Raw genomic sequence first — 23412 nt, 5'->3', positions numbered from 1 at the left:
AGAAAGTTAGATAAACCTCCTCTCATCTTCAAAAGTTTAGACAAACTTTATGTGAATTAGCACCTTTCCAAATAGAAGGTTGCTGGGCTTCATAGGGCACATCCCTCAGCCACTCTTGATAAGAGTCTTTTATTATTTTTATTAATCCTATCATTGTACTCAAGATTAGTCAATTTAAAATTTTATACCGGAGAATGAGGGGATGGTTTGGATGGCGGTGATAAGAGCATTAAGATATGTGAGTTTGGTGAAAGTTGTGGGTAATATAGGTATGAAGCCATGACTTAGTCCATCTCTTGGCTTTATTCAGTACTTAAGCCATGACTTGGGCCATCTCTTGGCTTTATTCAGTACTTAAGCCATGACTTGGGCCATCTCTTGGCTTTATTCAGTACTTAAGCCACGACTTGCCCTATCTCTTGGCTTTATTTAGTACTTAAGCCATGACTTGGGCCATCTCTTGGCTTTATTCAGTACTTAAGCCACGACTTGGGCCATCTCTTGGCTTTATTCAGTACTTAAGCCATGACTTCCCCATTTTTCTATACTTATCTCTCAAATCTTCTTTAACTACGCGACTCTATTAATCGAATTCTACTATTATTCATGTGTCTCGATACAAAAACTTTCTACATTACAATGTGGACATAATAACTTTCTTGTTTGATAAGTATGATTAGATTTGAACCATTCTGAGAAAATCGGTTTAAATTCATTTTGGCAATTTGGACATAAGTAACTTACAACAGCATAATATTTTTTAACGGCAAATGCTGCATACAATAGTACGAACGGATAAACGATGATAACCGGCTTCCATTTTTTCTTTGTTATCGCCATGGCAATGCTTGTATATTGGCCAATACCGACAATCATAGATACAAACATAAATTTACTTCTAAATTTTTTCATTAGTTGATGCTTTTTAGATTTATTTTTTAAATTCAAGATATTAGATACTGGATATTCGCTTTCTTCACTTATATTCTTTTTAATAAACTGAATTTGTTTCAATTGGTCACTTTCGTTTCGAATATTTTCCTCTAGCTCAATGATTTTTTCACTTAACAGTACATTGAGTGTGTTGATAGACTCATTTGATTTCAACAAAGCTTTAATTTCTTTCAAAGAAAAATTCATATCTTTCAAAATCAACACAATCTTTAATTGATTCAAATCCGCTTCTGTATATAATCTTCTGTTATTTTCTGATGTTTCACTTGGACTGACAATTCCTTTCTTATCGTAATACTGTACTGTACGAACTGTTATATGACATACCTTGGCTACTTGTCCTGTAGTCATTTGCATACTAACCACTCCTCGTATTAATAGATTTTATACTTATATTCTATTTTATGACGTAGCGTCACAATCAACTTAAAAATACAAATTAATTTACTTTATAGCCAGTCAGACTGCCGGAACTCTAAAAACCTTTCATCTCCATAAAATTGGTATATACAGCCATTTGAAAACGTTTGATATTTACAACGAAATTTGACTATTAATTTCATAAGCGTATAATATTGACCCGTGCTTTAATTTTAACAATAAAAACAAATAAAAATTGATTAAAAATTAGAATGGGAGATTGGATGAGTAATCATAACGAAAACAAAAAAATTAACCTGACCCAACTCGTACTATTAGGACTTGGTTCATTAATCGGTTCTGGATGGTTATTTGGGGCATGGGAAGCATCATCAATTGCAGGTCCTGCTGCAATTTTATCTTGGATTATAGGCTTTGTTGTTATAGGATCTATCGCTTATAACTACATTGAGATTGGAACAATGTTCCCACAATCAGGTGGTATGAGTAACTACGCGCAGTATACACATGGTTCACTGCTTGGTTTCATAGCATCATGGGCTAACTGGGTATCATTAGTAACGATTATCCCTATCGAAGCTGTATCAGCTGTTCAATACATCAGCTCTTGGCCATGGGATTGGGCTAAACCTACTAGCCAACTTATGCATGATGGTTCAATTAGTAATATTGGATTATTTGCAGTATTTATTATCATTATTATTTTCTCATTATTAAATTATTGGTCAGTTAAACTATTAACATCATTTACAAGTTTAATATCATTCTTCAAATTAGGTGTGCCACTTGTAACGATTATTATGTTAATTATTTCTGGATTTGATACAGGAAACTATGGTTCGTCATTAGGAGAATTTATGCCGTATGGTAGTGCGCCAATATTTGCTGCTACAACAGCATCTGGTATTATATTCTCATTTAATGCCTTCCAAACAATTATTAACATGGGATCTGAAATTCAAAATCCTGAAAAGAATATCTATCGCGGTATCTTAATTTCACTTTCTTTAAGTGCTGTATTATATATTATTTTACAAAGTACGTTTATCACATCTATGCCAACAGACATGCTTTCTGAAAGTGGTGGTTGGAGCGGTATTAATTTCGACTCACCATTTGCTAACTTAGCCATCATATTAGGTTTAAACTGGTTAGCTATTCTATTATATTTAGAAGCCGTTGTATCACCATTTGGTACAGGTGTTTCATTCGTAGCGATTACTGGTCGTGTATTACGTGCAATGGAGAAAAACGGTCATATTCCTAAATTCTTAGGTTCTATGAATGAAAAATACAACATTCCACGTGTTGCAATTGTATTTAACGCTATTGTCAGTATGATTATGGTTTCATTATTTAGAGATTGGGCAGTATTAGCAAGTGTTATCTCTACAGCAACACTTGTTGCATATTTAACTGGTCCAACAACTGTTATTTCATTAAGAAAAATGGCACCGAATATGCATAGGCCATTCCGTGCGAAAATGCTTGGCTTTATGGCGCCATTTTCATTCGTTGTTGCATCACTCGCCATATATTGGGCTATGTGGCCAACAACAGCACAAGTTATATTTATTATTATTTTAGGTTTACCAATTTACTTCTTCTATGAATATAAGACAAATTGGACAAATACTAAAAAACAAATCGGTGGGAGTATTTGGATCATTGCATATCTTATCATACTTGCTTTCTTATCATTTATCGGAAGTAAAGAATTTAACGGACTTAATTGGATCCACTACCCATATGATTTCATCGTCATTGCAGTTGTTGCACTTGTATTCTATAAATTAGGTACAACAAGCTACTTTGAAGGTATTTATTTCAAACGCGCGAAGAAAATTAATAAAAAAATGAAAGAAAACTTACCTGACGAATCACAAGAATAATTATTATTTAAAAGCAATCGCTAATCGAGCGATTGCTTTTTTTATGTTCTTATCCCCTTTTCACTCCTTTCTTCACATAAGTTATCCCTACTATGTATTCAATTTTAATAATATTCATGCATTTGTAATTATTCGTTGTGTCTTACAAACGTTGTCATATCAGAATAATCACAAAGGTGTACACAAAAGTTAATAACATTTGTGATTAAAGCTTGTACAACTCTTTGATGACCTGTGTTAAATTATGATTAACAACAAAGGAGGTATTCAAAATACAAAAAGAAAACTTTAATATCATTTCAGAAATGATTAAAAACCCAAAAGTAAAAGGCAAAGACTTAGAATCAATGTTTAACATTTCACGAAGACAGCTTGGGTACAGGATTCAAAAGTTAAATGACTGGTTTAAAGAACATGATTATCCGGAAATCGAACGAACTAGCCAAGGTTATTTTATCGTTGATGACACCATTAAAGATTTTCTTAATGTTCCAATTGAATCCACCTATCAAGAGAATGAGCAGGTATATACGGCATACCAACGTGCACACCTCATTTTATTGATGTTGTTTAGTGAGGAAGAAGGCCTTTCATTAAATCACTTCTCAATTGATTTAGAAGTCAGTAAAAATACCATTCTAAATGATATTAAGAAATTGAAAGAACTTCTACAACCATACGAAGTTAATCTGAAATATAGTCGTACTAATGGTTATTACTTAGCTGGTAGTGAATTTGAAATTCGAAGACTTCTTATGAGGCTCATCGATAAAGTCTTTACAATGCATATTGCTCAGTCTGATATCATCAAAAGTTTAAGTATTATTGATGAAAAAATTGAATTAATCAATAAACAAATCACTAAAATCGAACAATATTTAGACAGAAAATTCATTGATCAAAGTACACAAACATTACCTTATAAACTTTATTTAATTTTACGAAGAATTAAGCATGACAAAATTGTTTCATCATTTTCTATAGGATACGATGATTTATCGGATACGAAAGAATATCAAGCAACAGAAATTTTGACATCGAACTACCCAAATATTCCAAGACAAGAAAAGTTATTCATTACTTTACAGTTGCTGTCTACGAGTGTTCAGTGGTCAGATGTCAGTGATGTTCAACATATTCCAGAACTCAAAAAGGCACTTATAGACATGATCGTACAATTTGAAAAAATTACTTTTATTAAATTTAACGATCGAGATTCTTTGATTAACCAATTAATGCTTCATATGGAACCTGCTTTTTACAGAATTCGATATCAATTATCTGATGTAGAAGGTTTAGAAAATTCCTTAAAAGAAGATTATAAAGAACTCTTTCATCTCGTTAAATTATCTTCAAAACCTTTAGAAAAGTTCTTCGGGCAATCATTACCCGAAAATGAAATTGCTTATTTAACCATACTGATTGGTGGCAGTTTAAGAAGGCAAGATGAAGAAATTGAACAAAAAGTAAAAGCTGTCGTTGTTTGTACACAAGGTACATCCATTTCTCAGCTCATGTTACAAGAGTTGCGAAGTGTATTCCCTGAATTTATATTCCTTGATGCTTTATCATTACGTGATTTCAATCAGTATGAATTAGACTTTGATATCGTCTTTTCACCGATGCATATCATGACACCTAAAAAATTGTATATCACGAAAACGATATTAACTGCTCAAGAAAAACATGAACTACGGCAACATGTATTCGGTCAATTAAATAATACGATGGAAACAGAAATACAAGTCGAAAAAATGATTTCGGCTATAAGAGAACATGCAACAATTCATAATGAATCAGAGCTTTTCAAAATCGTAAAAGCACAATTCGAAGATACGTATGCATATTCATCGGTTAAAGCATCAACATTATCTATCAATAGTACTTTGAACTTACAAGATTTATTACCAACCAATCATATTAATTTTGTAGAGCGCGTAGCTGATATTGGAGAAGCCATTCAATTAACGGCTAACCCGTTAGTAAGAATGAAATATGTCGACCCGCTCTATGTAGATAAGATGCATGCAGCATTTGATGATACGTATATGGTTATTAACCAAAATATCGCAATCCCTCATGCTGATGGTGATCAAGTCGTTCATAGAACTGCAATGAGTATGTTGATTCTGAAAGAGCCACTCGAGTTGAGTACTGGATTAAAGGTTCATATCTTCGTAGCAATCGCTGCTACAGATAAGTTCAAACATTTAAGACCACTACTACAACTAAGAGATATGTCTCAAGACGATAAAGCTATACAACAAATTGTTCAAACAGATTCAAAAATTGATGTATATAAAATCATTCAACACTTTTCAAAAATAGATTAAGTCAAAGGGGTTGCATAATATGCAAGATTTAAAGATCGATGCTTCTAACGTCATTCTAGATTTAGAAGCTAAGACAAATGTTGAAGCGTTGAGTAAGTTGTCAGAGATCATGTACCAAAATAATTATGTTAAAGACACTTACAAAGACGCAGTGATAGAAAGAGAAAAATCATTTGCAACTGGTTTACCAACTGTATATTGCTCAGTGGCAATCCCACATACCGACATACAACACGTTCAGACGAGATCAATAGGTATTGCAGTACTTAAAGAAACCGTTCCATTTGTCATTATGGGAGAAATTGAAGAAACAACAGACGTGAAATTAATATTCATGTTAGCAATGGATAAAGAAGATGCTCAACTATCATTATTACAAAAACTGATGGGAATCTTCCAAAACGATCAATTACTTGAATTGATTGCCAATGCACAAGATAAACAAACAATTGTAGATGCAATAGATAAAGAATTAAGCGAAGTATAAATAAATTAACAGGAAGAGTTTGATGTACACATCGACTCAAATTAGGAGGAAATTATTATGAAACAAGTATTAGTAGCATGTGGAGCAGGAATCGCAACGTCAACAGTGGTTAACAATGCAATTGAGGAAATGGCTAAAGAACACAACATTAAAGTAGATTTAAAACAAATCAAAATTTCTGAAGTTGGTGCATACGCTGAAACAGCTGATTTATTAGTGACAACAGCAATGACGCAAAAAGAATACAAATTCCCAGTTATTAACGCACGTAACTTCTTAACAGGAATCGGTGTTGAAGATACTAAGAAAGAAATTTTAGACGCTTTACAAAGTTAAACAAATTCAAAATTAAAAACTAGCATGAGGTTGGAATAAATCATATTTCATCCTCATTCTTCTAAAAAGAGGATGGTGTAGGGAATGAATGGTTTTGTAAATTTTATTCAAGCATTTCTTGATTTAGGTGCAACGGTAATTTTACCGATTGTCATATTCTTATTAGGGTTATTTTTCAGACAGAAAGTTGGTGCAGCATTTAGATCTGGTTTAACGATTGGTGTTGCATTTGTAGGTATTTTCTTAGTAATTGATTTACTTGTAAATAATTTAGGACCTGCAGCACAAGCAATGGTTAAAAATTTAGGCGTAAGTTTAAATGTAATCGATGTAGGTTGGCCTGCTACATCATCAATTGCATGGGCATCTGTTATCGCTGCATTTATTATTCCTTTAGGTATTGTGATTAATGTCATTATGTTATTAACTAAAGCAACTAAAACAATGAACGTTGATATTTGGAACTTCTGGCATTATACATTCTGTGGTGCAATGGTATATGCCGTATCGGGAAGCATTTGGCAATCATTAGTTGCTGCTGCATTATTCCAAATCGTCTGCTTAAAAGTAGCTGATTGGACTGCACCAATGATGAGTAAATTCTATGATTTACCAGGTGTATCTATTGCAACTGGTAGTACGATTTCTTATGTACCTGGTATCTTCCTTGTTAAAGGTCTTCAAAAAGTGCCTGGTATTAACAAATTAAATGCTGACCCAGATACAATTCAAAAACGTTTCGGCGCTTTCGGTGAATCTATCTTCGTAGGTTTAGTACTTGGTTTAGCAATTGGTTTATTAGCTGGATACAATGCTGGTGACGTTATTAACTTAGGTATGTCAATGGCTGCTGTTATGGTCTTAATGCCTCGTATGGTTAAGATTCTTATGGAAGGTTTAATGCCTGTATCAGAATCAGCTCGTACTTGGTTAAACAAACGCTTTGGAGATCGTGAAATTTATATTGGTTTAGATGCTGCGGTTGCATTAGGTCATCCAGCTGTTATCTCAACTGCTTTAATCTTAGTACCTGTAACTGTATTATTAGCTGTTATTTTACCTGGTAACCAAGTATTACCTTTTGGTGACTTAGCGACAATTCCATTTATCGTCGCATTCATCGTAGGTGCAGCACGCGGTAATATCATACATTCAGTTATCGTTGGAACAGTGATGATTGCTATTTCACTATATATCGCAACAGATGTAGCACCTATCTTCACAAGCATGGCTGACGGTACAAATGTGAAAATGCCATCAGGATCTTCACAAATTTCAAGTCTTGACCAAGGTGGTAACATCTTAAACTATATTATCTTCAAGTTCTTTGCATTGTTCAACTAACATTAAGGGGATGACTTTAAATGAAAGCATTAGTAAAAACAGCACCTGGTTTTGGTAATTTAGAAATTTTAGATAAAGAAATTCCAGAACCAAATGAAAATGAGATAAAAATAAAAGTTCATTATGCCGGTATTTGTGGTACAGATGTTCACACTTATGAAGGTCATTACAATGTAAACTTCCCTGTAACACTTGGCCATGAGTTTTCTGGAGAAATCGTTGCGCTTGGTGATAAAGTTGAAGGATTTGAAATTGGTGATCGTGTAACGTCTGAGACAACATATTATATTTGTGGTGAATGTGAATACTGTCAATCTGGAGACTACAATTTATGTAATCATCGTAAAGGTTTAGGTACGCAACAAAATGGTGGCTTCACACAATATCTTGTAGCAAGAGCAGCAAGTGTTCACAAGTTGCCTGACAATGTTTCTTATAAAGCCGCTTCTATGACAGAACCTCTCGCTTGTGCACATCACGCAGTGTCTAAAATTGAAATTAATCAAGGTGATACTGTTATCGTTATGGGACCAGGACCAATTGGCCTACTCGTCGCACAAGTCGTTAAAAGTAAAGGTGGAAAAGTCGTTATAACTGGTTTAGATAACGATAAAGCTCGTTTAGCAAAAGCAGAAGAATTAAATTTAGATCATGTTGTGAATATTCAACATACAGACTTAAAAGAATATGTTAACAACATTACAGACGGATACGGTGCAGATGTTGTATTAGAATGTTCTGGCGCTGTACCTGCTGCTAAACAAGGTCTTGATCTATTACGCAAAAAAGGTCTATATGTCCAAGTTGGTATTTTTAAAGATCCAGAAATACCTTTTGATTTGGAAAAAATCGTTCAAAAAGAAATTAGAGTTGTAGGTAGTAGAAGTCAGAAACCTGCCGATTGGGAACCATCATTACAACTCATGAGTACTGGACAAGTAAATGCAGAAGCACTTGTTACTGCTGAGCTTGATATTACTGAATGGGATGAAGGTTACAATCACATTAAAGGCGGCGAAGGTATTAAAGTATTACTTCGCCCTATCGAATAAACAAATAATCTTTTTAAAGATAAAAAAGGAGAATGTTGATTATGGTTGAACACATGTTAGATTTTATGCTTGGGCCAATGAGAGGTATTACACAATTCTATATGGATAATTTACTCGTATGTAATAGTGCTGTCTTCTTAAGTTATTTCGGTTCTAAACTTTTCAAGAAGAAGAAAGTGACTTCAGAACAAACCTCATAATATAAATAGAGGGGAGGATAATACTTTTGAAAGCCTTAAATTTATATGGTATTGAAGATTTAAGATTTGAAGAAACAGCTGTACCAAAGATAGATGCACCAAATGATGTCATGATTAAAGTTAAAGCAACGGGTATCTGTGGATCAGATACCTCCCGTTACAAAAAGCTTGGACCTTACAAACAAGGTATGACGTTTGGACATGAATTTTCAGGAATTGTTGAGGAAGTTGGTAGCGACGTATCGGGGTTAAATGTAGGAGATGCTGTAACAGGATGCCCCGCTGTCGTATGCCATCAATGCCATTACTGTGAAAAAGGTGAATACTCACGTTGTGAAAATTTATATGTGATTGGATCATATGAACCTGGTTGTTTTGCAGAATATGTGAAACTCCCAGCAAACAATGTACTTAAAGTACCAGACAATGTAGATTTAGATACTGCAGCAATGGTCGAACCTTCTGCAGTCGTTGCACATGGATTTTACAGAACACATATGAAGCCGGGTGCAACTGTAGCAGTCATGGGATGTGGAAGCATTGGGTTACTAGCCATTCAATGGTCGAAAATATTCGGAGCAGCTAAAATAATCGCAATAGATATTGATGACCATAAGTTAGAAATCGCTAAACAACTCGGCGCGGATTATACGATTAATTCTAAAGAAACAGACTTAGATGAGTCTATATTTGCAATACCTGAAAAAATTGATGTTGCTGTTGAATCAGCAGGATCACCGTTTACAATAGGACAAGTTCTGACATTACCTACTAAAGGTGGCGAAGTCTTACTATTAGGTATTCCATATTCAGATATCGAGATTCATCGTCAACATTTCGAAAAGATATTAAGAAATGAGCTTAATGTCATAGGTTCATGGAACGGTTTATCCGCCCCATTCCCAGGAGAAGAATGGGCAGCTACACTACATTATATGTCTACAGGAGAAATTGATGTAAAACCCATTATCTCCGATGTACTTCCTTTATCAAAAGCACCAGAAACATTTGATAACTTAGTAAACAGAAAGAAACAATACGATAAAGTAATCTTCCACCCATAAATAAACATAACCATATATCAATAATACCTTAAGAAGGGACAGGGGCACACATGGTGCCCCTGTTTTTGTTGGTGGATGAAGGGGGGAAGGTAGTTGGGCGGTATTGATTGCAATGTTCGATGCTCCAATATTGCTAGTCAGCCACCACTTGCAATGTTCGATCCCCCAATATTGCTAGTCAGCCACCACTTGCAATGTTCGATCCCCCAATATTGCTAGTCAGCTTCCACTTGCAATGTTCACTTCGGTTTTATTGATTTTTATAGTATCTTTTTGGATTCTTATTTGTACTTCTAAAATACTTTTCACACACTCTTCTTATAGTGTATTTATTCTCCACCCCACACCATTTTTGTGCTTCTGATAAAGTAAAAGACTCCCCTTTACACAAATTAAGTTCTAATAAATTAAACAAATACACATTTTGTCGTATGTCTTTGAAATCACATAATCTACATTTCAGGTTTTTCTTTCGTTCTTCTACCTCAATCGTATTCAATCTCTTACATTTTGGGCATTTCAATCCTGAACTTAAACTAGCCATCGCGACCTTTTTAATATTGTTATAAAGATGTGAAAAGTCACTATGCTCTTGTTGAAACATATGTATGATATTAGCATTTTCTATAGTATGATTATTTTTGAACATATATTTAAGTTTGTGTAATTCTGTTGGTAGTAGGATATTGAAATGATTTGGCATTGTGCCTTTTAAAGTGAATTTGGGGTTTGAAAAAATAAGATAGGAATGTAAGGGTTTATTAATATTCAAGTGGGATATTAAATGATTCAATTCATGATTGGCTCGTCGCAGTTGCTGAAAAGGTGTATAAAACATGTTTCCAAATTCGTTCATAAGCTGACCATCTTTAATCGTATAATCTCCAGAATAATGTTTAACCTCAAAGTGACATATAGCATCATCCGTTACAATTAAAAAATCAATTTGAACGCGATTTTTGTAGTTTATATGAAAATCATATAAATAATGAAGATCTGGATATTCATCAAGAATACCTTTAATGAAAAGTTCACCCTCCAGACCTTTAATATAGTTCCTCGTATCTTCATCAAGTTTATCTTGAATGATACGATTTTTGAGAGCCAGTAAGTATGTTTGACTGTTCATCGATGCACCTCCACAATTCTTTACAATTATTATAGAGAATGCGCAGGAAAAGATAAACTAAAATACTACAGTTCGTTATACTTAATTAGTAAACCTATACAACATTAACTTTCCTGCAGTTTATCACAAAATAACTTAGTGTCATATTTAGACTTTAAGATTATCCATTCATTTTGATTACTATATTTATCTTTTAAATCAAGTAATCTTTTATCATGATTGTCTTTAAAATTCCAAACAAATTTAATAAAACTCCAACTCACTCTTTTAGGATTTCCCCCTTCAGATTTTCTATAAAAACTTTGAAGAAACCTTTTAAAAACTCTAAATATACAAATTGCTCTACTATAATTTAACCAGATTACAATGTCAGCTTTCTTCATTCTCAACTCCAAGGTACTGTTATAATTGCCATCAATAATCCATTCATCTAATTGAATAATATTTTTTAATATTTCTTCAAAAGTCTCACTATCTATTGTTTTGTTACTATTTTGCCATTTTATTTCATCTAAATGATATAAAGGAATTCCTAAGTTATTATGTAATTTATTTGATAATGTTGATTTACCTGAACCTGGACATCCAATAACCATAATACGTTGTTTCATACTTTCACCTTCTTTTTATAAGATTTATATATTCTCATCCCCCGACACCAATCATTTACAATCCCTCCATCTATCGATACAATACACACAATAGTTTAACTCGAAGGGGCGTTTTATATGACTTTATTATCTATGACGATTTATGCAATTGTTTCTAGTTTCACGCCTGGACCAAATAACATTATGTCTTTATATTATTCTAAACAAACTGGTCTGCGAGGTACAGTACGTTTCTGTATCGGTGTTGCGCTTGGCTTTTTTTTATTACTACTCGTATCTAATTTCTTTAGTTCTGCTTTGTATCACCTGTTCCCTAAAATACAATTATATATGAAGATTTTCGGGGCAATTTATTTACTTTATTTAGCATACAAAATTGGAACGAGCAAAGGTACGGATGCTCAATCATTTAGTAATAGATACAATAATATTAAATTTGGTATGTTGTTACAGTTCGTAAATCCTAAAGGTGTGATTTATGCGTTAAGTGTTGTAGCTGCATTTATAACGCCAAACTATGAACATTTCTCTATCCAAATTATCTTAATTACATATTTAGCACTCATCGGATTTCTATCCTCTTTCAGTTGGAGTGTCTTTGGTTCAATCTTTAAAAAGTTTATTAATCAACATGAATTAGCATTTAATATCATAATGGCACTACTTCTCGTTTATACTGCCTTCTCCATCCTCTTCACATAAAAATGCCCCCTAATCCATGATTGATGGTAAAGGGGGTATTTTACTAACTGTTTTGATCATTTCTTATTACATATGCATCCAAAAGTATTCTGGATAAAACTTGTAATGGTAACCGTGACCTAACTTCATATTCAGGTAAATAATTTTTATCAGATTTAAATCCTAATAAAATGATATCGCATAGTTCATATAGTCTACCTTCTTTATTTGTTGTTAAACAAATTGTTTTGACGTTTAAGTTTTTACAATATTCAGCAGCTTCCACCAGTTCTTCTGTTTCACCATTCAAAGAAATAAATATTACTAAATCATCTTTTGTAAATGTTTTTGATTTTATGCGAATTATGTTCGGATCTTTATGCTCCTCAGTATATTTATTTAGTAATTGCAGTTTGATTGTCATTTCATTTGATATATGTTCTGAAAATCCTCTTGCAAATATAGTAACTTTTTTACTGTATTTAATCGCTGATATAGCATCCTCTATTATAGAAGATTGAATGTATCTAATAGTCTTATCAACTTCTTCTTTATTTTTAATAATCGCAGTTTGTATTTGACTATCAATGTATTCTACTTGTTCCAATGATTTTGGATTGGTATTAGAAATCTCTGTTGCAATTTGAAACTTAAAATCCGTAAAACCACTGTAGTCTAGCTTTTTCATACATCTTACTATCGTTGAAGTAGATACATTAGCATCTTCGCTCAATTTAATAATAGAAAGATTTACCATATCAAGATAATTTTTTTCTATATAGTTAATTAAGTATTTATCACTATCACTTAACTTACTATAAAAATATTGTACACGTTGTTGAAAATTCATGTTAACCCTCCTTATGTAAATATTTTCACTTTATTTTTACTATATCATAGAAAGTGTAAACATTTTCATTCTTGCTCATGCCATAATCATTATTAAGAAAGGATGTTTGCTTATGATATACACTTGTACATTAAATACAGCTATTGATATGTTCGTTCATATGAATGATTTTAAACCTGATTATGTAAATAGAAGTATTTATGATGAGTTTCAACCTAATGGGAAAGGTGTTAACATATCTGTAATTTTAAGTAAATTAGGTACTCCTAATATCGCAACAGGATTTGTAGGAGGATTTAGTGGGAAATTTGTCAAAGATGAATTAGAAAAAATGAAAATTCAAACAGATTTTATTGAAGTAGAAGGTAATACTAGAATTAATGTATTTCTTAAATCAAACCAGGGTGAATATAAAATTGTTAATTCGGGACCTACCATTAAGAAAAATGAGATAAATTTATTATTAGCCAAAATAAAAAATTTGAATAGTAATGATATTCTTTTTGTTTCTGGAAGTCTTCCCAAAGGCATTGATGGTGAAATTTTATTAACAATTGCCAAATTATCAAATTCAATAGGATTTAAATTAATTATTGATACCAGCCATCCTATTCTAAAAGAAATTATTAAATATAAACCGTTTTTAATCAAACCTAATGAAGAAGAGTTACAAAACCTTTTCCCTATCCATGATCTAAAATCTGATAAAGACATCGCATATGTATCCAATCTACTTATTAAAGAGGGTTGTCAAAATGTTTTAGTATCTGTTGGAGAAAATGGAGCATATTTTTTCAATAAATATTGTAGTTATCATTGTACTGCTCCTAAAGGTGAAGTTTTAAATACAGCTGGAGCTGGAGATACAATTTTAGCAACATTTTATCATACTTTGCAAGAGACTTTAGATGAAGCTACTGCTCTTAAAAAAGCTGTTGTTGCCGGTTCTTCTACGGCATTTAAATCAGGACTCACAGATTTTAGCGATACCGAAGAATTATTGAAAGAGATTAAAATTTCAACATTAAACGTTACTAAACAGGGGTGATATTTATGAAATATCAATTTTTAGGAGTTACAGGATGTCCAACGGGAATAGCACATACTTTCATGGCAGCTGAAGCACTAGAAAATGCTGCCAAAAGTAAAAACGTAACAATTAAAGTAGAAACACATGGGCAAAGAGGAACTGAAAATGAATTTAGTAAAAAAGAAATTGACGAAGCAGAAGTCATCATTATTGCAGCTGATAAAAATGTAAATATCGATAGATTCAAAGGGAAGAAAGTTATTAACGTTTCAGTATCTAAAGGTATTAAACAAGCAAATCAGTTACTCGATCAAGCTATTTCAGGTGATGTGGCAATTTATCAATCTGAGAATAATCAATTAGATAATTCTAAGCATCAAGAAAATACTTCGTCTAATATGTGGCATAAAATATATGTTCATTTAATGAATGGTGTTTCGCATATGCTTCCTTTCGTAGTAGCTGGGGGTGTTATGACTGCTATATCATTCATGTTTGGGATATACTCCGCTGATCCAAAATCTGACCAATACAATGTAATCGCTGAACAAATGAACACAATAGGCGGCTTAGCTATGGGTCTAATGGTTCCTATACTAAGTGCATATATAGCACAATCAATAGCCAATAGGCCTGGTCTAGTTATAGGTTTTATCGTTGGTATGATAGCTGATACAAATGGTACAGGATTTCTAGGAGGTATTGCAGGAGGTTTCTTAGCTGGTGGCATCGTATTATTATTACAAAAATCTCTAAAAGACTTACCTAAATCATTAGATGGTTTGAAAGCAATATTTTTACTACCTGTTTTAGGTATTTTTATCGCTGGCTTTATAATGTGGTATTTATCAATACCTATGGAATTTATTAATAAAGGTATGATGGATTTTTTAGCAGGTTTCCAAAACTCAAATCCAATAATTTTAGGTTTAATTGTCGGTATAATGTGTGCGTTTGATATGGGTGGACCAGTAAATAAAGCAGCGTATGTTACAGGTACTGCTCTATTAGCACAAGGTAACCATCTTTTCATGGCTGGAGTATCAGCTGCATGTATAGTTCCTCCATTAGCAACTGGATTCTCAGTATTACTATCTAGAAAATATTACAGTCAATCTGAGACGAGTGCTGGATTAGTCAACTTTTTACTTGGTTCAACACATATCACTGAAGGTGCGATTCCATTTGCTGCTAAACGACCATTTATTATTATCCCAATACTTATGGTTGGCTCTTCTATAGCTGCAATACTCACATATATGTTGAAAGTTGAAGTTCCAGCCCCACATGGTGGATTTATAGTATTGCCTGTAGTTACTCATCCAATTTTCTGGGTAGTATCAATAATTATTGGTGCTCTTGTTGCTGGAATATTGATGTCTATCGAACAAAAAAAATATGTTACTAAAAGTAATGAGTCTGATGAACAACCTAAAATCATATCTACTAACAACTTAGTAGACAGTAAACGAGTTTTCTTAAATAAATCTTTCAACAATAAAGAAAGCGCTTTAGAGTTTATTGCCCAACAATCAGTTGAAACAAATGTTTCAGATAGTTTCAATTCTGTCTTTGAAGGTTTGAAAGCACGTGAATCAGAAAGTAGTACGGGCATGGAGAATGGTATAGCTATACCTCATGTATCAGATAAATCAATTAGTAACGCAAGTCTAATTGTCATTAAAATGGATAATGAAATTGAATGGCCATCTTTAGATGGGAAACCTACTAATTTCTTAATAAGTATATTAGTACCTGAAAATAATGGTGAGGCACATTTAAATATTTTAGCTAACCTATCTAGAAAATTAATGGATAAAGAATTTACAAATCAATTAATATCTTCAAATTCAAAAGAAGAAATCGTAAATCTATTAAGTGGAGTGAATAAGAAATGAAATCCTTAAAAAAACTAACTAACAATAAAGGCATTATTACTGCATTAGCTATAGATCAAAGAGGTGCTTTAAAAAGAATGATGGGCGAAAATATTTCAAATACTGAAATATCTAATTTTAAAGAATTAGTCTCAAATGAATTAACACCTTATGCATCATCTATATTATTAGATCCTGAATTTGGTAAAGAAGCAGCTAATATAAGAGATGAAAATTGTGGTTTAATTATGGCATATGAAAAAACAGGTTATGATAAAAAAACACCAGGAAGATTTCCTGACTTAATTCCAAATTGTTCAGTCAAAAACTTGAAATCTAAAGGTGCAGATGCCATCAAACTTCTAATCTATGTAGACATTAATGAGTCAGAAGAAATAAATAGTCAAAAAGAAGCTTTTGTAGAAAGAGTTGGTAGTGAATGTGTATCAGAATCATTACCTTTTTTCCTAGAAATTTTAACATATGATGACTCTATTGGTGATGAAAAGGGAATTGAGTTTGCTAAGATAAAGCCATATAAAGTGATTAATGCCATGCGTCTTTACAGTGAATCAAGATTTAATGTTGATGTACTAAAAGTAGAAGTTCCAGTTAATATGAACTTTGTAGAGGGATATGCTAAGAATGAATATGTTTATACAAAAGAGGAAGCTGCTGAATTCTTCCTGGAACAATCTAATGCTACCAACCTACCGTTTATATTTTTAAGTGCTGGCGTGTCATCACAATTATTTATAGATACATTAAACTTCGCATATAAGTCAGGATCTAAGTTTAATGGTGTATTATGTGGTAGAGCTACATGGAGTGATGCTGCAAAAGTATATGTAGAAGATGGTATTAATTCCTCAAGAAACAAACTGAAATCAACCTGTAAAAATAATATTCTAGAATTAAATAAATTAGTTGAAGAAATTGCTACACCCGTCTAACCCTTCTCCATCCTCTTCACATAAAAAAATGGGAGCGGGACAGAAATCTAATTTAGATAAAAAGATTTCCTAGTCCCGCCCCGGAAAGGATGACTAGAGTTGAAAAAGCTTGCTACAAGCGCATTTTCAACTCAGTCATCTACTGCCAAGATACTAAAAGAGTCAGAGACGTTACATTATGTCCCTGACTCTTTGTATTAACTATTTTGTTTTGAGAATGCTTGTCCGATTGCGTCTAGTTTTTCTGGTGCGTCTGAAACGCCCATTTTCACTTCTATGAAATGCATTTGATTAGGTTCATTGTTAATTTTTAAGAATACATTTTCTAAATCGGCAGATGTTTCTACGTCGTGTACGGCTACTGTATCTTTACCTCCAAATACGGCTGGTAACATTTTGTAGTCCCACATTTGAATATCATTATATACTTGGTGTTCGCCGTGGATTTTTCTTTCAACTGTGTATCCATCATTATTAATAACAAAAATAACAGGTTTAAGGTCATTTCTAATCATTGTTGATATATCTTGTGCTGTTAATTGTAATGAACCATCACCAATTAATAGGATATTTCTTCTATATAAATTAGACATTTGTGTACCGATTGTTGCTGGTAATGTATAACCGATTGATCCCCATAATGGTTGTCCAATAAATGTATTATCTTTGTATAAGTTAAGGTCATACGCACCGAAGAATGAAGTACCTTGTTCTGCTAAAATTATATCATCTAATCCGATAAAATCTTGCATCATTTTAAAGTAAGTTTCTTGTGTGAGTGGTGCATTATCAACTGTGTAATCACCTTTTTCTGGACGATTATTTTCTGGGAAATGTGCTTCATTTTTATATTCTATATCAAGTAATCCGTTCATTAGACTTGGTAATGTAAATTTTGATGAAGTTGTATCATTTAATTTGAAATCTAAATGATTGATCATTACGACATCATCAATATCAAATCCATAAGAATAACCTGCAGTCGCTGAATCTGTTAATTTAGCACCAATATTTAAAATAGCATCACTGTTATCTACATAATTTCTAATATCTTCTTCTGCGATACTACCATCATAAATACCCATATAATAACGACTTTCTTCATTAAATGCACCTTTACCTAAAGAAAGTTGTGCAACTGGAATTTGTGTTAGTTCAACAAAGCGTTCTAATTCATCATGTAATTTAAAGCTATTAATTTCATGACCAGTAATGATAACAGGTTGCTGAGCTGTTTTTAATTTTTGTTGTACCATTTCGATGTATTGAGAAACATCTTGATTGATTATTTCGGCTGGTTTGAATGCTTCTTCAACTTCAATTTCTGCTTGTGCTACATCGATTGGTAAATGTATATGGACAGGTCTTTTTTCAGCTAATGCTGCATTAATTAATCTTGGAATTTCAGTCTGAGCATTTTCTACTGTTATATAACCTTGAGCAGTTGTAATTTCTTTAAACATTTTTCTATAACTATCAAACTTACCTTCACCTAATGAATGGTGAACATATTTACCCGCTTCTTCAACAACTGTTGTTGGTGCACCTGTAATAGCTATTACTGGCACGCGTTCTGCATAAGATCCTGCAATACCATTAACTGCACTTAGTTCACCAACTCCAAATGTAGTGACCATTGCACTGATACCATTCATTCTTGCATATCCATCCGTAGCATAACTTGCATTTAATTCATTCGTATTGCCTACCCATTCCATATCTTCTCTTCTTACAATATCATCTAAAAATGCTAAATTAAAATCTCCAGGAACACCAAATACTTTTTCTACTCCTACTGTACTTAATGAATCCATTAAATATTCCCCAACACGTTTTTTCATATCCGATTCTCCTTTTCTATTTTTACGAATCAATTTAAGTCAATATAGTTGACCTATTAATGTAAAAAATAAACCTTTGATTAAATATCAAATGTTTAATAATCCCTATAACAATTCTTAGTATATACCTACTTTGAAATTAAGTCAATATCATTGACCTAAAAATGAAATTTTAACAACTATCCTTTATAATAGTTGAAAAGGAGTCGACACGATGGATAATAAAAACAATTATGATCATATGCTTTTTTATTTCGCGTACAAAACATTTATCAATACAGCTGACGATATTATTAAAAATCATGGCATGAACAGACAGCATCATAGATTTTTATTTTTTATAGATCAAATGCCAGGTATAACAATTAAAGATTTATTAGATACACTTGAAATATCTAAACAAGCATCCCACGCTTCATTAAAAAAATTAAAAGAAAAAAAATTAATTAGATATGTAGATTCTGACAATGATAGACGTGTAAAACATTTATACCCTACAGAAGAAGGTAGTGCTTTAGTTCATAAATTGAACCAAGCGCAAAATGAATTATTACAGCAAACGTTTGAAGAAGCTGGTACAGAGTGGCATGATTTTATGGAACACCTTGCAAGTATGAAAAGTGGATTTAAAAATGTTAAATCTATTAAGCCAAAAGAATAGCAATCAAAAAAGGGAGCTGGACAATACGTCCTGCTCCTTTTCTTTATATATTTAAACTAATCACTTTGTCCATATGTACGCAATGAACTATAAACTACAATACAGATGAAGTATAAAATAACAATGATAATGAAACTATATGGCACATGTTCTAAATAGAACCAGCTTAAATGCAAATTAGTAAATTGATTCAGCTGCTGAATGACATATCTTGCAACTAATAGTCCTGAAAATACGACAAATAATATGCGTGCGACTTTCTTAACTATTTCTATCATTATTATTTCATCTCCTTTTTCCTACTTTAATTTTCCAATGTGTAAACATTCGAAGTATATATTCTAGCGGACCATATCGCCAATGCTTTTGATACCATGATGCTAAAAGCATTTGTAATACATAAATTAAAATAAAACTAATCGTCGTCACTAAAAGTACATCTTTTCCGAAGAATCCTAATCCATAGCCATATAATATGAGTGTTCCGATAATACTTTGTAAAATATACATAGATAACGACATTTTACCGAGACTTTCAAACCCTCTAAATATTACGTTTTGTTGATACGTTTGATATAAGTATTTAAATAAACAAATAAAGCCAATCGCTAACAATATACCGAATATCATTGTGATACTCTCAGCCGCATTTTCATTCGATAACCATAAATAAGAGGACTTCCCTAATATCGATACTGGTATAAGATATATAAACCATTTAGAAATGCGTTGGTCTTCGATACGTTTTTCAAACCATTTATATTTAGATAAACATATGCCTAGTGTGAAATATGGAACTTCTATAAAGAAAATCATTACAAATAACCATCCTATATTATCGCCAAGCATTGATTTTAATTGCATGAATTGTGGATCTTTAATATTGTCATCCGCTTCACGAATGTCCCAATAACTACCTTCACTAAATAATGTTTTAACTTCGTGCACATACGAAGCTTTATCACTTGTTTCAATAATAGGACCGGAAGTATCAAATAAAGAAACAATCGACAACCCTAATATCATCCCAAATCCAACGATCGTAACCCATTTAAAAAATTTACGATTCAATGATATAAATGGAATCACGATTAACATTGATAGTGCATAACCAAATAAGATATCTCCTTCCCATATAAAATAAGCATGTAAACTACCTAATATTAATAAGAATATGGCTCTTCTTAACAGTTTAATTCTTGGACGTTTAATTTGTTTACTTTTCATAGATTGATAAAGCTTATCTAAAGAAAATCCAAATAAAATCGCAAAAATAGGCATAAAGCTACCTTCAAATATAATCTTGATAACATAATAAATGGTTTGATTCACACCACTTAAATGATATTGATCTATGTACAATTGCCCTGTTAAACCAAATTGAAAAATTAATAAATTGGCCATAAATATGCCAAATAAACTAAACCCTCTTAGTGCATCAGCAACTTCTATTCTGTTCATTCTATTCACCTCACATATTATATTAGCAAGTTAAAATAAAATCTGACTTATATAAACCTTAAATCTGACTTAATTTTACATATACCTGTAGATACATATAAAATGAAAATATACAATTATATAGAGGTGTAAAAATGACTGCCAAAATATTAATAGTAGAAGATGACTTAGATATACAAACATTGATAAAAATATCCTTATCTAATAAACAATTAGGTGATATATATTTAGCAAGTGACAAACCAGAAGCTGAAGCGAAATTAAAAGCGCATCGCTTTGATATCGTGTTGCTTGATTTAAACTTAAAATCAGAAAACGGCTATGAACTCGTCAAATATATTAAACATGAAGATACAAAACTTATAATCGTGACAGCGAAAGATTCAGATTTGGATGTTTATAAAGGGTTTGAAAATGGTGCCGTAGATTATGTGAAGAAACCATTTGATCCTATTGAGCTTGCTTATCGCGTATCTGTACATATTAAAAATATCAATACGCATCACAATAAGAACTTGCAAGTCAATCTAGATACAACTGACGTCATTACAAATAATAAGAAAGCTAATCTGACTTCAAGAGAGTATGACCTTCTCGCATATTTTATTAAAAATAAAAATCAAGTTTTGACGAAGAGTCAAATATACGAACGTGTATGGGGGTATTCCGTAAGTGTGGATGACAATACATTAATGGTACACATTCGAACATTACGCAAAAAAATAGAAGATGACCCGAATAATCCTCAACTTATACAGACAGTTCGAGGTAAAGGTTACATATACAGAGGTTAATGAAATGAATAAAAGGTTCACATGGAAATTCACAAAATACATTTTTATTTTTCTTACGATTACTTTTATTATAGGTGTAATTGGCATATGGCTTTTCTTTACAAACGTTGTAAAAATTGCTTATTCCGATATAGAAGAAGTTGATGATTTTTATATGGATTTTTCAATATCAAATGAAGAAAACGGCTATAAACTAAATGATGATTTAAAACAAAAATTAAAAGACAATCATGTTCAGTTGTATATTGTCGATAAAGATGCCAATGTCCTTTATCCTAAAAAACAAATGAATTTAAAAAATAAAATTATTAAAAACTTATACAATACACAAGCCATTCCTTTCAGAAGTGATGACTATAGCGTTATATTAATTTATCCAAAATCGCACAACCATCACATACATTCAATAGAAGAAATTGATACTAAAAAATTAATAAGTAGCTTGTATATCAATAATTACAATAAGTATTATCATGTCGAAAAGGATAATCAATTAACATTTATAGATAATCCTGCTTATCATAAAGTTCAATATACAGATGAGTTTAATGATATCGAAAACAAGACATTTAAATTTTTAGCCCTATCTTATTTGTTATTACTTTTACTCAACATGATTTTAGTAATCATTTTCGCATTTATCATTTCTAAAAGACTTTCTAAGCCATTATTCTTCTATACGGATTGGATAGAAAACCTTTCTAAAGGTAAATTGTTTAAACCAAGCTCCAAACACTACAACAAAAGAAGCAAAAAATTATTTAAAGAACTGAATGATTCTGTAGAAAGCTTAAACCTACAACTGACTGAAGATAAAATTTATCAAAATCAAATTAATTACTACCGCGAGAAATGGCTTAATCAGCTATCTCATGATTTAAAATCACCTTTAACATCTATTTATGGTTACGCCAAACTATTATCATCAGAAGAAATAGATACTAAGAAATATGCAATTTTAATTTCAGACAAAGCTGCATATATGACTGAGTTGATTGATAGTTTAAACAATAACTTCAGATATGAAACAGATCAAATGACCATTCATAAAGAATCATTCGATATTACAGAAACATTAAAGCAGCTGAAAAGGACCATACAATACGACAAACTTGAAATTATCAATCAGTTAACAGAACAAAGATTTTATGGCAATAAACTATATTTTGAACGTATGATGATGAACCTTATAGATAATAGTATCGATCATAATAAACGTAACCCAAACATTGAAATCAACATTAAGAATATAAATGAAGGTTTAGAAATTAATTATAAAGATGACGGTGTTGGCATAAGTAAGACGACAGAGAAACATATGCTTCATTCAAATTACACCACAAAAGACAACAAAGAAGGACACGGTATCGGTTCAACGATCATTATGGATTGCATCACATTTCATAACGGAACCTTTAAAATTATGCCCACTACAAAAGGTGTAAACTTCAAAATCCATTTAAATTAAGGAGCTGGGAAGG

22 protein-coding genes and 1 riboswitch are annotated in these 23412 nt (G+C 32.0%); of the genes, 15 read left to right on the top strand and 7 right to left on the bottom strand.

Features of this window, described 5'->3' with window-relative positions:
* Window positions 1–19: 19 nt before the first annotated feature.
* Window positions 20–125: riboswitch (SAM riboswitch) on the bottom strand.
* A 475-nt stretch (window positions 126–600) separates the two neighbouring features.
* Window positions 601–1311 (bottom strand): MerR family transcriptional regulator, encoded by a 711-nt coding sequence (locus MHH94_RS01745; RefSeq protein ID WP_340839407.1) that lies wholly within the window; start codon window positions 1309–1311, stop codon window positions 601–603.
* Between the two features lie 287 nt (window positions 1312–1598).
* Between MHH94_RS01745 and MHH94_RS01740 the strand changes: the two genes are divergently transcribed.
* From MHH94_RS01740 to MHH94_RS01705, 8 genes are all read left to right on the top strand, one after another.
* Window positions 1599–3227: an APC family permease gene (locus MHH94_RS01740; RefSeq protein ID WP_078355236.1), complete on the top strand. Its 1629-nt coding sequence runs from the start codon at window positions 1599–1601 to the stop codon at window positions 3225–3227.
* A 347-nt stretch (window positions 3228–3574) separates the two neighbouring features.
* Window positions 3575–5560, top strand: a complete 1986-nt coding sequence (locus MHH94_RS01735) for a BglG family transcription antiterminator (protein WP_232156889.1) — start codon at window positions 3575–3577, stop codon at window positions 5558–5560.
* Between the two features lie 19 nt (window positions 5561–5579).
* Entirely contained in the window at window positions 5580–6047 is a 468-nt protein-coding gene (locus MHH94_RS01730) for a PTS sugar transporter subunit IIA (protein WP_106417298.1), read from the top strand.
* A 57-nt stretch (window positions 6048–6104) separates the two neighbouring features.
* On the top strand, window positions 6105–6383 hold the full coding sequence (locus tag MHH94_RS01725) for a PTS sugar transporter subunit IIB (protein WP_058592174.1): 279 nt from the start codon (window positions 6105–6107) through the stop codon (window positions 6381–6383).
* 84 nt (window positions 6384–6467) lie between these two features.
* A complete protein-coding gene (locus MHH94_RS01720; protein ID WP_048540810.1) occupies window positions 6468–7727 on the top strand; it encodes a PTS galactitol transporter subunit IIC in 1260 nt (419 codons plus the stop codon).
* Window positions 7728–7747: 20 nt separating this feature from the next.
* On the top strand, window positions 7748–8779 hold the full coding sequence (locus MHH94_RS01715) for a zinc-binding dehydrogenase (RefSeq protein ID WP_058592173.1): 1032 nt from the start codon (window positions 7748–7750) through the stop codon (window positions 8777–8779).
* Window positions 8780–8820: 41 nt separating this feature from the next.
* Window positions 8821–8979, top strand: a complete 159-nt coding sequence (locus MHH94_RS01710) for a hypothetical protein (RefSeq protein WP_088592136.1) — start codon at window positions 8821–8823, stop codon at window positions 8977–8979.
* 26 nt (window positions 8980–9005) lie between these two features.
* Window positions 9006–10043, top strand: a complete 1038-nt coding sequence (locus MHH94_RS01705) for a galactitol-1-phosphate 5-dehydrogenase (RefSeq protein WP_340839397.1) — start codon at window positions 9006–9008, stop codon at window positions 10041–10043.
* Between the two features lie 250 nt (window positions 10044–10293).
* On the opposite strand, the gene MHH94_RS01700 is transcribed toward MHH94_RS01705, so the two are convergent.
* Together MHH94_RS01700 and MHH94_RS01695 are read right to left on the bottom strand one after the other, a co-directional pair.
* On the bottom strand, window positions 10294–11172 hold the full coding sequence (locus tag MHH94_RS01700; protein ID WP_340839396.1) for a nuclease-related domain-containing protein: 879 nt from the start codon (window positions 11170–11172) through the stop codon (window positions 10294–10296).
* 104 nt (window positions 11173–11276) lie between these two features.
* On the bottom strand, window positions 11277–11783 hold the full coding sequence (locus MHH94_RS01695) for a hypothetical protein (protein WP_075578358.1): 507 nt from the start codon (window positions 11781–11783) through the stop codon (window positions 11277–11279).
* A gap of 117 nt (window positions 11784–11900) precedes the next feature.
* Between MHH94_RS01695 and MHH94_RS01690 the strand changes: the two genes are divergently transcribed.
* A complete protein-coding gene (locus tag MHH94_RS01690; protein ID WP_058592169.1) occupies window positions 11901–12485 on the top strand; it encodes a LysE family translocator in 585 nt (194 codons plus the stop codon).
* A 43-nt stretch (window positions 12486–12528) separates the two neighbouring features.
* Here MHH94_RS01690 and MHH94_RS01685 read toward each other — a convergent pair whose 3' ends face one another.
* A complete protein-coding gene (locus tag MHH94_RS01685; protein ID WP_078355241.1) occupies window positions 12529–13314 on the bottom strand; it encodes a MurR/RpiR family transcriptional regulator in 786 nt (261 codons plus the stop codon).
* A 112-nt stretch (window positions 13315–13426) separates the two neighbouring features.
* Between MHH94_RS01685 and pfkB the strand changes: the two genes are divergently transcribed.
* Genes pfkB through lacD form a run of 3 tightly spaced genes read left to right on the top strand, consistent with a single transcriptional unit; the run spans window position 13427 to window position 17174 of the window.
* On the top strand, window positions 13427–14362 hold the full coding sequence (gene pfkB / locus MHH94_RS01680) for a 1-phosphofructokinase (RefSeq protein WP_078355242.1): 936 nt from the start codon (window positions 13427–13429) through the stop codon (window positions 14360–14362).
* 5 nt (window positions 14363–14367) lie between these two features.
* Window positions 14368–16242, top strand: coding sequence for a fructose-specific PTS transporter subunit EIIC (locus tag MHH94_RS01675; RefSeq protein ID WP_232156893.1), 1875 nt, complete (start codon window positions 14368–14370; stop codon window positions 16240–16242).
* A complete protein-coding gene (gene lacD / locus MHH94_RS01670) occupies window positions 16239–17174 on the top strand; it encodes a tagatose-bisphosphate aldolase (protein WP_078355244.1) in 936 nt (311 codons plus the stop codon). The genes MHH94_RS01675 and lacD overlap by 4 nt, the downstream gene beginning before the upstream one ends.
* A gap of 197 nt (window positions 17175–17371) precedes the next feature.
* Here lacD and MHH94_RS01665 read toward each other — a convergent pair whose 3' ends face one another.
* Window positions 17372–19015: an alpha-keto acid decarboxylase family protein gene (locus MHH94_RS01665; protein ID WP_106417655.1), complete on the bottom strand. Its 1644-nt coding sequence runs from the start codon at window positions 19013–19015 to the stop codon at window positions 17372–17374.
* Between the two features lie 214 nt (window positions 19016–19229).
* Between MHH94_RS01665 and MHH94_RS01660 the strand changes: the two genes are divergently transcribed.
* Window positions 19230–19676 carry a MarR family winged helix-turn-helix transcriptional regulator gene (locus MHH94_RS01660; RefSeq protein WP_025906982.1) on the top strand — a complete coding sequence of 149 codons (447 nt, stop codon included), beginning with the start codon at window positions 19230–19232 and terminating at the stop codon, window positions 19674–19676.
* Window positions 19677–19732: 56 nt separating this feature from the next.
* On the opposite strand, the gene MHH94_RS01655 is transcribed toward MHH94_RS01660, so the two are convergent.
* Together MHH94_RS01655 and MHH94_RS01650 are read right to left on the bottom strand one after the other, a co-directional pair.
* On the bottom strand, window positions 19733–19954 hold the full coding sequence (locus tag MHH94_RS01655) for a hypothetical protein (RefSeq protein WP_048540559.1): 222 nt from the start codon (window positions 19952–19954) through the stop codon (window positions 19733–19735).
* Window positions 19955–19961: 7 nt separating this feature from the next.
* Window positions 19962–21137 (bottom strand): DUF418 domain-containing protein, encoded by a 1176-nt coding sequence (locus MHH94_RS01650; RefSeq protein ID WP_232181819.1) that lies wholly within the window; start codon window positions 21135–21137, stop codon window positions 19962–19964.
* A gap of 134 nt (window positions 21138–21271) precedes the next feature.
* On the opposite strand from MHH94_RS01650, the gene MHH94_RS01645 reads away from it, so the two are divergent.
* Both MHH94_RS01645 and MHH94_RS01640 read left to right on the top strand, forming a co-directional pair.
* Window positions 21272–21931 (top strand): response regulator transcription factor, encoded by a 660-nt coding sequence (locus MHH94_RS01645; protein WP_058592166.1) that lies wholly within the window; start codon window positions 21272–21274, stop codon window positions 21929–21931.
* Window positions 21932–21935: 4 nt separating this feature from the next.
* The gene (locus MHH94_RS01640; protein WP_058592165.1) at window positions 21936–23399 is read left to right on the top strand and encodes a sensor histidine kinase; all 1464 of its coding nucleotides are present in this window, start codon (window positions 21936–21938) and stop codon (window positions 23397–23399) included.
* The last annotated feature ends 13 nt before the right edge of the window (window positions 23400–23412 follow it).

Origin of the sequence: Mammaliicoccus sp. FSL K6-3158, assembly GCF_038005105.1 — a bacterium.
GTDB classification, from domain to species: domain Bacteria; phylum Bacillota; class Bacilli; order Staphylococcales; family Staphylococcaceae; genus Mammaliicoccus; species Mammaliicoccus sciuri.
Note: the sequence above shows the minus strand (reverse complement) of the source record. Positions and strands in the feature narration are given on the sequence as shown.

Excerpts from the sequence above, each read along its gene's own strand:
- MHH94_RS01715 (WP_058592173.1), top strand. The coding sequence starts at position 7,748 with ATGAAAGCATTAGTAAAAACAGCACCTGGTTTTGGTAATTTAGAAATT.
- MHH94_RS01660 (WP_025906982.1), top strand. The coding sequence starts at position 19,230 with ATGGATAATAAAAACAATTATGATCATATGCTTTTTTATTTCGCGTAC.
- pfkB (WP_078355242.1), top strand. The coding sequence starts at position 13,427 with ATGATATACACTTGTACATTAAATACAGCTATTGATATGTTCGTTCAT.
- MHH94_RS01695 (WP_075578358.1), bottom strand. The coding sequence starts at position 11,783 with ATGAAACAACGTATTATGGTTATTGGATGTCCAGGTTCAGGTAAATCA.
- MHH94_RS01690 (WP_058592169.1), top strand. The coding sequence starts at position 11,901 with ATGACTTTATTATCTATGACGATTTATGCAATTGTTTCTAGTTTCACG.
- MHH94_RS01720 (WP_048540810.1), top strand. The coding sequence starts at position 6,468 with ATGAATGGTTTTGTAAATTTTATTCAAGCATTTCTTGATTTAGGTGCA.
- MHH94_RS01740 (WP_078355236.1), top strand. The coding sequence starts at position 1,599 with ATGAGTAATCATAACGAAAACAAAAAAATTAACCTGACCCAACTCGTA.
- MHH94_RS01745 (WP_340839407.1), bottom strand. The coding sequence starts at position 1,311 with ATGCAAATGACTACAGGACAAGTAGCCAAGGTATGTCATATAACAGTT.
- MHH94_RS01675 (WP_232156893.1), top strand. The coding sequence starts at position 14,368 with ATGAAATATCAATTTTTAGGAGTTACAGGATGTCCAACGGGAATAGCA.
- MHH94_RS01655 (WP_048540559.1), bottom strand. The coding sequence starts at position 19,954 with ATGATAGAAATAGTTAAGAAAGTCGCACGCATATTATTTGTCGTATTT.
- MHH94_RS01640 (WP_058592165.1), top strand. The coding sequence starts at position 21,936 with ATGAATAAAAGGTTCACATGGAAATTCACAAAATACATTTTTATTTTT.
- MHH94_RS01665 (WP_106417655.1), bottom strand. The coding sequence starts at position 19,015 with ATGAAAAAACGTGTTGGGGAATATTTAATGGATTCATTAAGTACAGTA.
- MHH94_RS01725 (WP_058592174.1), top strand. The coding sequence starts at position 6,105 with ATGAAACAAGTATTAGTAGCATGTGGAGCAGGAATCGCAACGTCAACA.
- MHH94_RS01700 (WP_340839396.1), bottom strand. The coding sequence starts at position 11,172 with ATGAACAGTCAAACATACTTACTGGCTCTCAAAAATCGTATCATTCAA.
- lacD (WP_078355244.1), top strand. The coding sequence starts at position 16,239 with ATGAAATCCTTAAAAAAACTAACTAACAATAAAGGCATTATTACTGCA.
- MHH94_RS01685 (WP_078355241.1), bottom strand. The coding sequence starts at position 13,314 with ATGAATTTTCAACAACGTGTACAATATTTTTATAGTAAGTTAAGTGAT.
- MHH94_RS01730 (WP_106417298.1), top strand. The coding sequence starts at position 5,580 with ATGCAAGATTTAAAGATCGATGCTTCTAACGTCATTCTAGATTTAGAA.
- MHH94_RS01735 (WP_232156889.1), top strand. The coding sequence starts at position 3,575 with ATGTTTAACATTTCACGAAGACAGCTTGGGTACAGGATTCAAAAGTTA.
- MHH94_RS01650 (WP_232181819.1), bottom strand. The coding sequence starts at position 21,137 with ATGAACAGAATAGAAGTTGCTGATGCACTAAGAGGGTTTAGTTTATTT.
- MHH94_RS01710 (WP_088592136.1), top strand. The coding sequence starts at position 8,821 with ATGGTTGAACACATGTTAGATTTTATGCTTGGGCCAATGAGAGGTATT.
- MHH94_RS01645 (WP_058592166.1), top strand. The coding sequence starts at position 21,272 with ATGACTGCCAAAATATTAATAGTAGAAGATGACTTAGATATACAAACA.